Source organism: Paenarthrobacter sp. OM7, from assembly GCF_029873575.1.
Classification (GTDB): Bacteria; Actinomycetota; Actinomycetes; order Actinomycetales; family Micrococcaceae; genus Arthrobacter.
Window position 1 is genome coordinate 1,359,852 of sequence record NZ_CP123579.1, and the last position, 14,566, is coordinate 1,374,417.

Here is a 14,566-nt window from a genome sequence, read left to right on the forward strand (position 1 = left end):
GGTGGTAATGATGCTGCTCTCAGTCCTGCAGGCGAACGCTTCCGTCATGGACGTCGACGCCAATCTCCGAACGATCGACGACGCCGCGCAGCGCGCCGCCCAGGCAGGAGCAGGCCTGCTGCTCACTCCGGAGCTGTTCCCCGTGGGATACGCTCCGCTGCGCCTCCATGCCGAACTGGATCCGGCCACGCTTCCCATCATCCGGGAACGCCTGGCCGGCATCGCCCTCCGGCACAGCATAGGCCTGGTGTACAGCCTTCCGGCAGTCGCCAACGACCAGAACGCCTGGCACATCACCGCCACTCTGCTGGACGCATCAGGCGCCGAGATCCTGAACTACGCCAAGGTCCACCTCTTTGGCCCGGAAGAGCACAAGGCGTTCATTGGCGCCCAAGAACCTCCCGCCGTCGTGGATTTCAACGGGATCCGCACATCGATGCTGATCTGCTACGACGTCGAATTCCCGGAGGCGGTGCGGGCTGCTGCCACCCGCGGGGCTGAACTCCTCCTGGTGCCAACGGCCCTGTCCGCGGGGTTCGACAACGTGCCGCAGGTCCTGATCCGTGCCCGTGCGTTGGAAAGCCAGCTCAACGTGGCCTATGCCAACCACTCCGGCCACGAGGACGTCTACACCTTCCTGGGCGGCAGCGTCGTGGCCGGTCCTGACGGATCGTTGCTCGCCGCAGCCGGGGAGTCCCCGGCTCTGCTGTTCGCGGAGGTCGGCACGGATTCAGTGAACGCAGCCCGCGAGGAAGTCCCCTACCTGCGCGAACGCCGGACGGAACTCTACGAGGAGTGGGACAAGCGCGCCTAGTCGCCGTTCCCGTCCGCGGGAAGGCCCGCCACCAACTCGTCCACGTACTGCAACGCAAACCACAGCTCGGCTCGAACCTGGGCCTGGTTGAGGTCCATGTCCAGAAGGTCGGCCAGCACGCCGATCTGCCGCCGCACGCTGTTACGGTGCAGGCCCAGCAGTTTGGCCGAGCCGTCCCAGCTGCCGTTTTCGCTGAGCCAACCCCTCAACACGGCAAGAAGCGGGTCTCGCCTCTCCGGCTCGAGCGCCAGCACGGGTGCAAGGAGGCGTTCGGCCAGCATGGTCCCGGCTTCGCGGCCCAGGAGGCCTGCGACAGACCACGTGACCTCGTCCACGCGTGCGCTCTTGCCGCTCTGCTGGACGCGGCTGCGCAGCGAGCCCACCCGCTGATAGGCCGCTTGGAGTCCAAGAAGCTCCGTCGGTTCTCCGATGACCAGTCGCCAGCCGAGTTTCTCGATGTCCGCCAGGAGCGAATCGTCCACCTTCAGCCGCGTAATCGCCGCGAAACCATACTCCGTGATCTCCACAAGCTTGGTGTCGAAGAGCCTCCGCCATTGCAGCAGTTCACGGACAGGCCCGTCCTCAGCAGCGCCATCCACCCGGACCCCTTGCACCACGCGCATCTGCCCGGATCTGGTGGAGGACAGACTCTGGGCGAGCAGGTCCTTGAGGCCGTTGACATGCTTGGTGGAGCCGGACGTCAGCGAGTCCGGGTGAAGCAGCACCGCCGTGGCCAGTTGGCTGGGAGCCAGCGACCCACTGGTCCTTTGCCGCACCAGCAGTTCCAACAACCCCACAGCCGACTGCACCACGTTGTTCTGCGCAGACGTCAGCGGTGCATCGGAGCCCAAGATCAAGGCCCCGAGGTTGGCGTCCTTGGTGCTCCGCAATGGATGCCCAAACACCAGCGCTGAACCGGGTTGTTCGAAGCCGTCCATTTCAACGCGCGGCCCGCTGCCGGACAGCAGCCGCTCCAGCATGGGCGACAGCAATGAATGCTCGACGCCGGTGCTCCCGCCGGCGTTGTGCCCCCGCGCCCGGACCCGTCCGTCAGCCCCCACCAGCACGGCCCACACCGGCACCCGCTGAACCAGCGCTGCCAGCAGTTCGTGTTCCGGTCTGGGGGAGAGGACTGCCCGCATGAGTTGGCGGTTGGTCTCGGCAAGTTGGCGGAAGACCCGCGCATTGTCCGTCTCCAGAAGCTGGGAGAACTCCAGCCCGATCGCAGCGAATGGCACGGATTCCGGGACCTCGAACAACGTGAGGTTGTGCTTGCGGCAAGCGTCCAGCAGCACCTCCGGTACGGCGTCGAAGTACGGCCTGATGCCGAAGCCCAGCGCCGCCACTTTCGCGTCCACCAGCCGCTGGACGTAGGCATCCACCTTGGCCGCCGAGCCGCCCTTCCCCAGGAAAGGCAGCCCGGCGGTGAGGAGGAACTCGCCCTCGGGAAGGTACGGCGTGGGGTCTTCGAGCTCACTCGGTTCCACCCACCTCAGCAGCGAGCCGCCGCTGCCGCCGTCGTGAAGCATTGTCAACTCCGGCGGCAGCTGCTCCACAAACTGTGCGAGCGTGACGAAACTCAGGCGGGCGGTGGCGGGCTCAGGCGACATGGTCCTGCCCGGCGGCGGCCGGCTCCTGGTAGTCGGGGCACTGGTAAGCAGTAGTTGCATACGCACGGGGGAGGCGCGGGGCGATCCTGTTGATGATCTCGTCGCCATGGCTGCCGATCGCGGCTCCCCAGTCGTCGGCGCTCGCCGCTCCGCACGCAGGGTCGCCGAACAACACCGCGGTGTCACCGACGTCGATTCCTTCCGCATCCGGTCCCAGGTCCACCATGAACTGGTCCATGCAGACCTTGCCGATCACCGGCACGCTGCGGCCCGCGATGTTCACTACGGACCGGCCACTGATGCCCTTGGGGATGCCATCTGCGTAACCGAGTGGAATGAGCCCGAGGTAGCGCGGCTCGTACGTGATGGCCTGGTGTTCGTAGCTGACCCCGGTCCCCGCCGGAACCTTCTTGACCATGACCAGCGGTGCCGTCACGCTGAGTGCCGGACGCAGGCCGAAATCCGCCGGGTTGAGGTGGTCAGCCGGTGCAAGGCCGTAGATGGCCAGCCCTGCCCGGACCATGTCGAAATGGAATTCGGGCCGGTCCAGGATGTTCGCCGAACTGGAAACATGCCGGAGCTGCGGGTTCAGGCCGGCTTCACGGGCTTCCCGCACAGCGTCCTCGAACTCTGCGACGGCGGTGGCGTTGCCCGGGTGGGCGGGCACATCGGCCCAGGCCAGGTGGGTCCAGAGGCCGCGCACGCGGAGGGTCCCGTCCACTTCAGCCTTGCGGGCGGCGGCGACAAGTTCCGCCCAATCTTCCTTGCGTGCACCGCCGCGGCTCAGTCCGCTGTCCAGTTCGAGATGTACGACGGCGGGGCGGCCAACGCGGTCTGCGATGCCAGCCAGGACCTCGAGTTGCGTGACGCTTCCGAGCGAAACATCGATGTCGTTTTCCAGCGCCTCGAGAATGGTGGAGCTTGTCTGGGATGCCAGATAGAGCCACGAAAGTATGGGGACTGTGATCCCTGCATGGCGAAGGGCTATGGCTTCGGTGAGCTGGGCTGTTCCCAGCCAGTCCGCCCCGGCCTGGACGGCAGTGCGGGCTACCTCCACCAGTCCGTGGCCATAGGCATTTCCCTTGACTACGGCCATGAAGGAGGGCGCTTCAGTGCGCTTTTTCAGGGCTTTGACATTGTCTGAAATCGCGGACAGGTCAACGGTGACCTGCCCCGACAGAGCCGCCGGAGCGGCTCCTTGATAGTGTGCATTACGTCTCATGGTTGAACACTATAGGTCATTTTGCACCGCAGTGAGAGGTGGCTCACATGCCAGTCTTGTGGAGGGGAAATCGAAACTACTTTGAAGGGACGTCAAGGGTGACTGTGCCTGTGAACACCAAAAACACTGCGGCGGAGAGTGCCACCAGGCCGAGCCTCGGAGCTCAGCTTCTGCGCCGCAAGCCGATCGGCCAGATGGTCAGCGAAGCCGGAAGCAGCGAGGGCGGTACGCCTTTGGTCCGCAGCTTCGGCGTTCTTCAGCTGACCATGATCAGCGTCGGTGCCACGCTTGGCACCGGCATCCTGGTGATCCTTGGAGAATCCGTACCGCTGGCCGGCCCGGCGATCTGGATCTCGTTTGTCATCGCTGGCCTCGCTGCGCTGCTCTCCGCTGTGTCGTATGCGGAAATGGCGGGCCTTGTCCCGGTGGCCGGCTCCAGCTACTCCTACTCCTACGCAACCATGGGCGAGGGCATGGCCTGGGTCTGCGGCTGGTGCCTCGTGCTGGAGTACGCGGTCTCCGTTGCGGCTGTCGCTGTAGGCGCGGGGCAGTACGTCAACGAGACCCTCGCCGCATTTGGCCAGTTCCTGCCGGACGCGATCAGCCAGCCGCCGGGAGACGGCGGCCTGGTGAACGTGCCTGCCATGGTGATCGTGATCCTGGCCATGCTTCTGCTGGTCCGAGGCGCCCGCGAGAGTGCATGGATTAACACGGCGATTGTCGTCGTCAAGGTAGGCATCCTGCTCTTCTTCTGCGCAGTAGCCTTCACCGCTTTCAACGCAGGCAACTTCGAGCCTTTGCTGCCCATGGGCGCCGCTGGTGTTTCTGCTGCCGCGTCCAGCGTTTTCTTCTCCTACATCGGCTTCGACGCCGCCTCCACGGCGGGTGAGGAAGCCAAGAACCCCAAGCGGGATCTTCCCCGGGCCATCATGCTGTCCATGGTGATCGTCACCAGTATCTACGTCCTGGTTGCCGTCGCGGCCATTGGTGCCCGTCCGTGGGGTTGGTTCGACGGTACAGAAGCTGCATTGGTGCAGATCCTGCACGAGATCACCGGGCAGCCGTGGATCGCCCTGGTCTTCTCCATCGGTGCAGTCCTTGCGATTGCCAGCATTGTGCTGACCGTGTTGTACGGCCAGACCCGGATCATGCTCTCCATGTCCCGCGACGGCATGGTGCCCAAGGTCTTTGGGCGCATCTCCCGCCGAACCGGCACCCCTGTCGCTGGAACATTGATCGTCGGTATCGCCGTCGCCCTTGCCGCTGGCCTGGTCCCACTTGGTGCCCTTGCGGACGCCACCAGCATCGGAACCCTCTTCGCGTTCGCGCTGGTCAACGTTGCCGTCATCTACCTGCGACGCAACCGTCCAGATCTCGAGCGGAGCTTCCGGGTCCCGCTGTACCCGATCACTCCCATCCTGGGCACGCTGATGTGCGCTTACCTGATGCTCAACCTCGGCGCCGACACCTGGATCACCTTCGGCGTATGGATGCTGGTGGGTATCGCCATCTACTTCGGCTATGGACGCCGGAATTCCAAGGTAGCCGCGCTCAGCGAGCAGGACTACCGTGAACTAACCACCAGGGCCGTGAGCCCGGAACCTGTGAAAGCAGCAAACTCATGACCATCGCCACCGAACTACCCGTCGTCGATGAACCGGGAGCGCCTGCCGGCGCACCGATCACCATGCTGAACCCGGACTTCCCGTTCAGCTATGACCACTACCTGGCCCACCCCGGCGGACTGGGCTCCGTTCCCGAGGAGCTCCTCGGCACGGAAGTTGCCATCATCGGCGCCGGCCTGTCCGGACTCGTCACCGCCTACGAGTTGATGAAGCTTGGCCTCAAGCCAGTGATCTACGAGGCCGACCAGATCGGTGGGCGTCTCCGGACCGCGAGCTTCCCGTCAGCGCCCGGCGTCGTGGCAGACCTTGGCGGCATGCGATTCCCGGTCTCCGGCAAGGCCTTCTACCACTACGTTGACCTGCTCGGCCTGGACACCCAGGACTTTCCCAACCCCATGGCGCCGGCAACCTCCTCCACCGTGATCGAGCTCGCGGGCAAGAAGCACTACGCCGCTACGGCAGATGAACTGCCGGAGTTTTTCCGCGAAGTGGCTGATGCCTGGAAGGCTGCAGTAAACGACGGCGCAGCCTTCGCCGAGATGCAGGAAGCCATCAAGGCCCACGACACCAAGCGGATCAAGGAAATCTGGAACGCGCTCCTCCCGGAACTCGACGAGCAGACCTTCTACGGCTTCATCGCCGCCAGCAAGTCCTTCAAGGAAGCCGGCTTCGCACACCGCGAGGCGTTCGGCCAAGTGGGCTTCGGTACCGGCGGTTGGGACACCGACTTCCCCAACTCCATCCTCGAAATCCTCCGCGTGGTCTACACCGACGCGGACGATCAGCACCGCTCCATTGCGGGAGGAGCGCAAAGGCTCCCCGAGGCACTCTGGAACCATGCGCCGTCGAACCTTACTTACTGGCCCCAAGGCACCTCGTTGGCGTCCCTGCACAGCGGTTCCCCGCGCGGAGCCGTGGACAACATTCGCCGCGCAGGGAACGGCGACCTGCTGGTCCGCGAAAACTGGGGACGCGAAGCCACCTACCAAGCAGTGGTGACCACCTGCCAGTCCTGGCTGCTGTCCACGCGCATCCACACCGAGGAAGCGTTGTTCCCGGCAGGGCTGTGGACCGCGATCGAGCGTTCGCACTACATGCAGTCCTCAAAGACCTTCGTGATGGTGGACCGGCCGTTCTGGAAGGACATCGATCCCGAAACCGGCCGCGAGGTCCTGTCCATGACGCTCACCGACCGCCTCAACCGGGCCACGTACCTGCTCGACGACGGGCCGGACAAGCCCGCCGTCATGCTCCTGTCTTACACGTGGAACGATGACGCCCTGAAATGGCTGGCCCTCAGTGCTGACGAACGCGTCAAGCTGATGCTCCACTCGCTGCAGCAGATCTACCCGGGGGTGGATATTGCCAGCCACATCGTCGGGCAGCCGATCACCGTGTCGTGGGAAGCGGATCCCAACTTCATGGGTGCGTTCAAGGCCAACCTGCCCGGGCACTACCGTTACCAGCAGCGCCTGTTCACGCACTTCAAGCAGGACCAGTTGCCGGAGCACCAACGCGGCATCTTCCTCGCCGGAGATGACGTGTCCTTCACCGCAGGCTGGGCCGAGGGCGCCGTGACTACGGGCCTCAATGCCGTGTGGGGTGTGGTGAACCATCTGGGCGGCACGTCCGCTGCCGGTAACCCCGGACCGGGCGACCTCTTGGACGAGCTCGGCCCGATCAGCCTGGACTAGTCTCTGTGGGGATGCGGGCCCCGCCCTGCATCCCCACCGCCTCCCTGACTTCGCAAGCTCAGCCAGGGAACCCGGGCGGTGTGGGCCCTGCGATGGGTTTGGGATGCAGGGCGGGCCCCGCATTCGTGCTTAAGCGTGCATGTCCCGGTGCGCCGCAGCGAGTTCCTTGTAGTGCGCGGCGTTGTGCTTCACGCCCTCAAACTCCTCATCGGTGAGTTCACGGCGGACCTTCGCGGGCACGCCGGCCACCAGGGAGCGTGGGGGAATAACCGTGCCCTCCAACACCACGGCGCCGGCGGCAATGAGCGAGCCCGTGCCGATGACCGCGCCGTTGAGGATGGTGGCGCTCATGCCGATCAGGCAGTCATCCTCCACAGTGCACCCGTGGACTACGGCGCTGTGCCCCACGGAGACGCGCTCGCCGACGGTGCAGGGGAAGCCCGGGTCGGCGTGGAGGACTACGTTGTCCTGGAGGTTCGAACCTGCGCCGACGCTGATTGCAGCCGTATCTGCGCGGACGGAGACACCGTAGAAGGCGCTGGAGTCCTGGGCCAACGTGGCCTTGCCGATAATGGATGCGGTGGGTGCCACGAAGGCGGATTCATGGATGGCCGGGGTGTCCCCGGCGAAAGTGTAAGAGGGAGCCATGGTGCCCAGCTTATTTCCCAACTGGGTAACAGCACATGTCGCACTGGGCTCTCAGTGGGACGTTTGCTGTTACCTACATGGGCAAAGGGGTGCGGAGGACCAGGAATTGGTAGTGCTGGACCCAGTTGCCCGCGCCGGGACCGGACTCCACGCCCACACCCTCGGGCCACGTCCGGAAATGCTCGATCGAGCCGTGCTCACCAAAGATGCGGCGCACAGTATCGTCGCTGCGGCGGCTGAAGAACCGCCGCGGTTCATCGAGGTCCTCCGGGTTGAGGACTTCCTCATCGTCACCTGACCAGAGTCCGACGGCGATGGGCGCACCAGGTGCGGTGACCCGCACCAGTTCGCTGACGACGTCGTGAATTCCGCTGTTGGGGACATGCAGAAGTGTGCTCATGGTCCACGCCGCATCGAAGACCGCATCCGGAAACGGCAGGTTCCGGCCGCTGGCCACAGTTGCCTCAAGTCCGGCCGCGCACGCCAGGTGAACACTTTCCGAGGACAAATCCACGCCGGTGTAGTGCAATCCGGCGCGGACGAACTCCAAGCCCTCAACGCCTGTGCCGCACCCCAGCTCGAACAAGGAATGACGGTGTTCGGACTTCAGGAGCCGGATGAACCATTCTCTGCTCTCGACACGGTGTGGCGTGAGCGCGCGGGTGTTCCGAACAGGCGCCTGACGGTCGTAGTAGACCGCCAAATCAGCCTCGTGCTCGGCGTGAGGAATGCCCCGCATACACCCAGCATAGGAGCGGCGTTAGTTGAACACCACGGTCCGGGTGCCATCCAGGAGCACACGGTGTTCGGCGTGCCACTGAACCGCTTGGGCCAGCGTTCGGCCTTCGACGTCGCGACCCATCTGGACAAACTGTGCAGCCGTGCGCGCGTGGTCGACGCGGATGACTTCCTGCTCGATGATCGGGCCCTCGTCGAGGTCGGCCGTCACGTAGTGGGCGGTGGCGCCGATGATCTTGACACCGCGCGCGTGGGCCTGGTGGTACGGCTTCGCGCCCTTGAAGGAAGGCAGGAAGGAGTGGTGGATGTTGATGGCCTTGCCATTCAACTCCGTGCATAGATCGTTGGAGAGGACCTGCATGTAGCGGGCCAGGACGGTCAACTCGACGTCGTGATCGGCAATGAGCTTCAACAGCTGCGCCTCGGCCTGGGGCTTGGTTTCCGGCGTCACCGGGATGTGGTGGAACGGGATGCCGTAGAACTCCGCCAGCGGCTCAAGGTCACGGTGGTTGGACACGATGGCAGGGACCTCAATGGGCAGGGTGCCGGTGCGCTGCTGGAACAGGAGGTCGTTCAGGCAGTGCGCGTCCTTGGAGCACAGGATGATGGTGCGGACCTTTTCGCCAACAGGATTGATCTGCCAGGTCATTCCGAACGATTCGGCTACCGGACGCAGGGCAGAGGCCAGTTCGTCCTGGGTGCTCGACGTCGTTGCCTCCACGCGCATGAAGAAGTTGCCTGTGCTGGGGCTTCCGTACTGCTGGGAGTCGGCGATATTGCAGCCGGCCGTAAGCAGGGCTCCGGCTACCGCGTGGACGATGCCGGGGCGGTCGGGGCAGGAAAGTGTTACTACGAAAGCGGTGGATTCAGTCACACGATCAAGCCTACCCGTGCCGCGTTGTTGTACTGTTAATGGGTCGCAACTGGCGTTGGGTGGACTACCACCAGGGAGCGGCAATCATGAAGACCACGGATCGTACGCCTGGGCCGAGGGTCATGTCTTACCGCCGCATGCACGTGACCGATCCCTCTGTAATCAAGGGGACGCGGGAATGCTGCTGCCGGTAGCCTGACCTGTAGCACCACCCGTTGCCTAGCCAGGAGATCTCCGTGACTACCACAACCACTTCCGCGTCTGTCAGCAACCAGTCGCTCGCCGATCTCGATCCCGAGATTGCAGCAGTCCTCAACCAGGAACTTGGCCGCCAGCGCGGCACCCTGGAAATGATTGCCTCCGAAAACTTCGCTCCCCGCGCCGTCATGGAAGCGCAGGGCTCAGTCCTGACCAACAAGTACGCCGAGGGCTACCCGGGCCGCCGTTACTACGGCGGTTGTGAATACGTCGACGTCGCTGAGCAGCTCGCCATCGACCGCGTCAAGGAACTGTTCGGCGCCGAGTACGCCAACGTCCAGCCGCACTCCGGTGCCCAGGCAAACGCTGCAGCGCTGTCGGCCATGATCACCCCGGGCGACAAGATCCTTGGTCTTTCCCTGGCACACGGTGGCCACCTGACCCACGGCATGAAGCTCAACTTCTCCGGCAAGCTCTACAACGTAGCTGCTTACCAGGTTGAAGAAGACAACTTCCGCATTGACATGGACAAGCTCCGCGAGCAGGCCATCGCCGAGAAGCCGCAGGTCATCATCGCTGGTTGGTCGGCCTACCCCCGCCACCTCGATTTCGCCGCCTTCCGCTCCATCGCCGACGAGGTTGGCGCCCTTCTCTGGACGGACATGGCACACTTCGCCGGTCTGGTTGCTGCAGGCCTGCACCCGAGCCCGGTCCCGCACTCCGACGTCGTCACCTCCACGGTGCACAAGACCCTCGCAGGTCCGCGTTCCGGTGTGATCCTTGGCAAGCAGGAGTGGGCCAAGAAGCTCAACTCCAACGTCTTCCCGGGCCAGCAGGGCGGTCCGCTCATGCACGTCATCGCGGCCAAGGCTGTTGCCTTTAAGATCGCTGGCAGCGAAGAGTTCAAGGAGCGCCAGGAGCGTGTCCTCGAGGGTGCCAAGATCATCGCTGACCGTTTGAACCAGTCCGACGTCGCCGAAGCCGGTGTCTCGGTCCTCACCGGCGGCACCGACGTTCACCTGGTCCTGGTTGACCTGCGCAACTCGCAGCTGGACGGCCAGCAGGCCGAAGACCTCCTGCACTCCGTAGGCATCACCGTGAACCGCAACGCTGTTCCGTTCGACCCCCGCCCGCCGATGGTCACCTCCGGCCTCCGCATCGGTACGCCTGCCTTGGCCACCCGCGGATTCGGTGCCACCGAGTTCACCGAGGTTGCCGAGATCATCGCCACCGCGCTGAAGGCGGGCTCGGCAGCTGATGTCGAGTCCCTCCAGGCCCGTGTCGACAAGCTGGCCGCTGACTTCCCGCTGTACCCGCAGCACGAGCAGTGGTAATTCCGCGATTCCGCGGCTAAGTAACGCATCACCCGGGCACTGAACCGGAGCCCACGGGATCCGCCGCCACATCTTCGGCGGCGGGTCCCGTTGGCATGAGCCATTAGGTCACCCACCAGAAAGAGCAGATGGAATGACACAGTCCACCGCACAGATCCTTGACGGCAAGGCCACCGCCGCAGCCATCAAGGCAGAACTGACCACTCGCGTTTCCGTCCTCGCCGCCCAGGGAATCGTCCCCGGCCTGGGCACCATCCTGGTGGGTTCCGACCCCGGCAGCACCTGGTACGTCGGCGGCAAGCACAAGGACTGCGCCGAGGTTGGCATCCAGTCCATCCGCCGCGACCTCCCCGAGGACATCAGCCAGGAGGACCTCTTGGAGGTTGTGCGCGAGCTCAACGACAACCCGGAATGCACCGGCTACATCGTCCAGCTTCCGCTGCCCAAGCACATTGACCAGGACGTCATCCTCGAAGCCATGGACCCTGACAAGGACGCCGATGGCCTGCACCCGATGAACCTTGGCCGCCTGGTGGCCAACGTCAACGGCGAGATGAAGTCCCCGCTGCCCTGCACCCCCAAAGGCTGTGTGGAGTTGCTCCGCCGCCACAACATTGAACTCAAGGGCAAGCGCGTCCTGGTGGTTGGCCGCGGCGTCACCATCGGTCGCCCCATCGGCCTCCTGCTGACCCGCAAGGAAGTCAACGCGACGGTCATCCTCGCCCACACCGGAACGGTGGACCTGCCGGCGGAACTGAAGCAGGCCGACGTCGTGATTGCCGCTGCCGGCGTGCCGCACATGATCAAGGCTGAAGACCTCAAGCCGGGTGCAATAGTGCTCGACGTCGGCGTCAGCCGAGTGGACGACGGCAACGGCAAGGCCGTGGTCACCGGAGATGTGGACCCGGCAGCTGCCGACGTCGCCGCCTGGCTCTCCCCGAACCCGGGTGGCGTAGGCCCGATGACCCGTGCCATGCTGCTCGCGAACGTCGTGGAGAGTGCTGAGCGCCAGGCGAGCATCGCCTAGGTTCACACGCGCTAAACGAGAGGGCTCTTGCAAGATTATGTGCAAGAGCCCTTTCACATGTCGGTGGGCGCTACTAGTCTGCTGAGGGTGCACAATGAAGCAACCCGCTCCGCAACTCCCACTGAATCGTCGCAAACCCGCTTCGACATGAACCGACCCACCGTCATCAGCGCGCAAAACCTCACCAAGACCTATGGTGACCTCACTGCCGTGGACAACATCTCCTTCGACGTACCGGCGGGGGAGTCCTTCGGGCTGCTGGGCCCCAACGGTGCCGGCAAGTCCACCACCATGAAAATGATCGGTGGCGTCTCCCAACGCACCTCGGGAACGCTCAGCATCATGGGCTTGGATCCTGAGTCGCACGGCCCTGAAGTCCGGGCGCATTTGGGGGTGGTCCCGCAGCAGGACAACCTCGACGAAGAGCTGAAGGTCCGCGAGAACCTGATTGTCTACGGGCGCTACTTCGGCCTGCCAATGAGCTACTTGAAACCGAAAGCCGACGAGCTCCTTGAGTTCGCGCAGCTGACGGACAAGGCAAACTCGAAGGTCGATGCCCTGTCCGGCGGTATGAAGCGGCGGCTCACCATTGCCCGCTCGCTGATCAACGAGCCACGGATCCTCCTCTTGGACGAGCCCACCACCGGCCTGGATCCCCAAGCGCGCCACATCCTCTGGGACCGGCTCTTCCGGCTCAAGGAAAATGGCGTCACCCTCATCCTCACCACGCACTATATGGACGAGGCAGAGCAACTCTGCGATCGCCTGATCGTGGTGGACAAGGGCCGCATCATGGCCGAGGGGTCTCCGGCGAACCTCATCCGCGAGCACTCATCGCGCGAAGTGCTCGAGCTCCGGTTCGGGTCCGAGCGGAACGCGACCATCGGCGTCGAACTTCAAGGCATCGGCGAGCGGCTCGAAACCCTGCCCGACCGCGTGCTCATTTATGCACACGACGGCGAGGCCGCGCTGGAGCAGGTCACTGCCCGCGGGCTCCGCCCCATGACCTCGCTGGTGCGCCGCTCGTCGCTGGAGGACGTGTTCCTGCGGCTCACGGGCAGGAGTCTCGTTGACTAGCGGCACTGACAAACCACTTACGACGGCGGCGCCGCCGTTGCGGGCCCACTCGCCTGAGGTTTCGGCTGCCCGGGCGCGGCGATGGGGCGCCTTTTTCTACGCAGAGCAAGTACTTCGCGTCATGCGCAACTACGGCTGGTCCGTGATCCTGTACAGCGTGGGGCAACCCGTGGCGTACCTCTTTGCCATGGGCGTTGGTTTGGCCAGCCTGGTGGACGCCAACAGCGAAGCCACGTTCGGCGGTGTCAGCTACTTGGAGTTCGTGGCTCCGGCGTTGTTGGTCTCGGCTGCGGTGATGACTGCCTCCGGGGAGTTCTCCTATCCCATCATGGACGGCTTCAAGTGGCGCCGTGTTTTTTATGGCCCACACGCCTCACCGTTGATTCCCGAGCAAATCGCCAGCGGACACATCATGGCCAGCACCCTGAGGTTCCTCCTGCAGTCGGTGGTCTACTTCGTGGTGGTGGCATTGTTCGGTGCTTCGCCGGGTCCGTGGGGCTGGGTGTCGGCCCTCGTCGCTACCGTTGCGGCGCTGTCCTTTGGCCTGCCGCTGATGGCTTATGCGGCCAGCATCAAACAGGACAAGGGGCAGTTTGCGCTGGTGCAACGCTTCATTGTGATGCCGCTGTTCCTGTTCTCGGGGACGTTCTTCCCCCTGGATTCCCTCCCGATCGCTGTCCGTTGGATTGGATGGATTTCACCGGTGTGGCACGGGACTGAGCTGAGCCGCGTATTCACCTACGGGATGGATCAGAGCCCTGTGCTGACCATCATCCACGTGGTGTTCCTGCTGGCCACGGCCGCAGTTGGCTGGATGGTCGTCCGCCGCCAGTTCGTGAAAAGGATGGGCTCATGAGTGTCCTGACAGGTGGCCACAGTGCCACGGATCGTGCGCGGGAGCGGAAGTTCGGCTCTCTTTATTCACGCAATGCCAAAGCCGTGGTGGGCCGCGGATTGATGGCGGCCAAGTCCAGCACATGGCTGGTCATGGTCTCCGGGTTCTTTGAGCCCGTGCTGTTCCTGCTGGCCATGGGCGTGGGCATGGGCTCCATCGTGGGCACTGTCCAAGGCCCTGCCGGCGAGGAGATCAGCTACGCGGCCTACATTGCACCGGCGCTGCTGGCCGTTTCGGCGATGAACGGGGCGATCTACGACTCCACGTGGAACGTGTTCTTCAAGATGAACTTCGCCAAGCTGTACCAGGGGATGCTCTACACCTCCTTGGGACCGCTGGATGTCGCGATCGGTGAGATCTTCCTGGCGCTCCTGCGGGGCCTGCTCTACGCCACTGGATTCACCGCCGTCATGGGCGTCATGGGTTTGCTCACCAGTTGGTGGGCCATCCTGGTCATTCCTGCCTCGGTGCTGATCGCCTTCGGATTCGCGAGCTTCGGAATGGGCATCACCAGCTTCATGAAGACTTTCCAGCAGATGGACTGGATCAACTTCTTCCTGTTGCCCATGTTCCTGTTCAGCGCCACGTTCTATCCGCTCAGCGTCTACCCGCAGGTCATCCAATGGTTCATCCAGGCCATGCCCCTGTGGCACGGCGTGGAGTTGCTGCGGCAGATCAGTGTGGGCTCGTTCAGCCCGGCCACCGCAATCCACGTGGGTTATTACCTGGTGATGATCGCTCTCGGGATCATGCTGACCACAGGAAGGCTGCGCCAGCTTTTCCTCAAGTGAAAGGTCCGGTGTTCGCCGT

At 64.1% G+C, this 14,566-nt stretch carries 13 protein-coding genes; 8 read left to right on the forward strand and 5 right to left on the reverse strand.

The features are described 5' to 3' along the window. Nucleotides 1-7: 7 nt before the first annotated feature. The gene (locus tag QEH68_RS06290) at nt 8-814 is read left to right on the forward strand and encodes a carbon-nitrogen hydrolase family protein (protein ID WP_280627417.1); all 807 of its coding nucleotides are present in this window, start codon (nt 8-10) and stop codon (nt 812-814) included. Here the strand turns inward: QEH68_RS06290 and QEH68_RS06295 are convergent. Together QEH68_RS06295 and alr are read right to left on the reverse strand one after the other, a co-directional pair. After that, the gene (locus QEH68_RS06295) at nt 811-2,424 is read right to left on the reverse strand and encodes a PucR family transcriptional regulator (protein WP_280627418.1); all 1,614 of its coding nucleotides are present in this window, start codon (nt 2,422-2,424) and stop codon (nt 811-813) included. The two genes, QEH68_RS06290 and QEH68_RS06295, sit on opposite strands and share 4 nt — an antisense overlap. Then, nucleotides 2,414-3,646 carry an alanine racemase gene (gene alr, locus QEH68_RS06300; protein ID WP_280627419.1) on the reverse strand — a complete coding sequence of 411 codons (1,233 nt, stop codon included), beginning with the start codon at nt 3,644-3,646 and terminating at the stop codon, nt 2,414-2,416. Before alr ends, QEH68_RS06295 begins: the two co-directional genes overlap by 11 nt. 194 nt (nt 3,647-3,840) lie before the next feature. On the opposite strand from alr, the gene QEH68_RS06305 reads away from it, so the two are divergent. Both QEH68_RS06305 and QEH68_RS06310 read left to right on the forward strand, forming a co-directional pair. Further along, a complete protein-coding gene (locus QEH68_RS06305; protein WP_242703617.1) occupies nt 3,841-5,271 on the forward strand; it encodes an amino acid permease in 1,431 nt (476 codons plus the stop codon). Continuing rightward, nucleotides 5,268-6,965, forward strand: a complete 1,698-nt coding sequence (locus QEH68_RS06310; RefSeq protein WP_280627420.1) for an NAD(P)/FAD-dependent oxidoreductase — start codon at nt 5,268-5,270, stop codon at nt 6,963-6,965. The genes QEH68_RS06305 and QEH68_RS06310 overlap by 4 nt, the downstream gene beginning before the upstream one ends. A 129-nt stretch (nt 6,966-7,094) precedes the next feature. On the opposite strand, the gene QEH68_RS06315 is transcribed toward QEH68_RS06310, so the two are convergent. The 3 genes from QEH68_RS06315 to purU form a co-directional block, all read right to left on the reverse strand. Next, nucleotides 7,095-7,613, reverse strand: coding sequence for a gamma carbonic anhydrase family protein (locus QEH68_RS06315; RefSeq protein ID WP_089594121.1), 519 nt, complete (start codon nt 7,611-7,613; stop codon nt 7,095-7,097). 73 nt (nt 7,614-7,686) lie between these two features. Further along, a complete protein-coding gene (locus tag QEH68_RS06320) occupies nt 7,687-8,352 on the reverse strand; it encodes a class I SAM-dependent methyltransferase (RefSeq protein ID WP_280627421.1) in 666 nt (221 codons plus the stop codon). A gap of 21 nt (nt 8,353-8,373) precedes the next feature. Then, nucleotides 8,374-9,225 carry a formyltetrahydrofolate deformylase gene (purU, locus tag QEH68_RS06325; protein ID WP_280627422.1) on the reverse strand — a complete coding sequence of 284 codons (852 nt, stop codon included), beginning with the start codon at nt 9,223-9,225 and terminating at the stop codon, nt 8,374-8,376. A gap of 236 nt (nt 9,226-9,461) precedes the next feature. On the opposite strand from purU, the gene glyA reads away from it, so the two are divergent. The 5 genes from glyA (at nt 9,462) to QEH68_RS06350 (ending at nt 14,547) form a co-directional block, all read left to right on the forward strand. Continuing rightward, on the forward strand, nt 9,462-10,757 hold the full coding sequence (gene glyA / locus QEH68_RS06330) for a serine hydroxymethyltransferase (RefSeq protein ID WP_280627423.1): 1,296 nt from the start codon (nt 9,462-9,464) through the stop codon (nt 10,755-10,757). A gap of 133 nt (nt 10,758-10,890) precedes the next feature. Continuing rightward, entirely contained in the window at nt 10,891-11,784 is an 894-nt protein-coding gene (locus QEH68_RS06335; RefSeq protein ID WP_280627424.1) for a bifunctional methylenetetrahydrofolate dehydrogenase/methenyltetrahydrofolate cyclohydrolase, read from the forward strand. Between the two features lie 147 nt (nt 11,785-11,931). Next, the gene (locus QEH68_RS06340; RefSeq protein ID WP_280627984.1) at nt 11,932-12,861 is read left to right on the forward strand and encodes an ABC transporter ATP-binding protein; all 930 of its coding nucleotides are present in this window, start codon (nt 11,932-11,934) and stop codon (nt 12,859-12,861) included. After that, nucleotides 12,854-13,717, forward strand: a complete 864-nt coding sequence (locus QEH68_RS06345) for an ABC transporter permease (protein WP_280627425.1) — start codon at nt 12,854-12,856, stop codon at nt 13,715-13,717. Before QEH68_RS06340 ends, QEH68_RS06345 begins: the two co-directional genes overlap by 8 nt. Next, nucleotides 13,714-14,547, forward strand: a complete 834-nt coding sequence (locus QEH68_RS06350; RefSeq protein ID WP_280627426.1) for an ABC transporter permease — start codon at nt 13,714-13,716, stop codon at nt 14,545-14,547. The genes QEH68_RS06345 and QEH68_RS06350 overlap by 4 nt, the downstream gene beginning before the upstream one ends. Nucleotides 14,548-14,566: the final 19 nt, after the last annotated feature.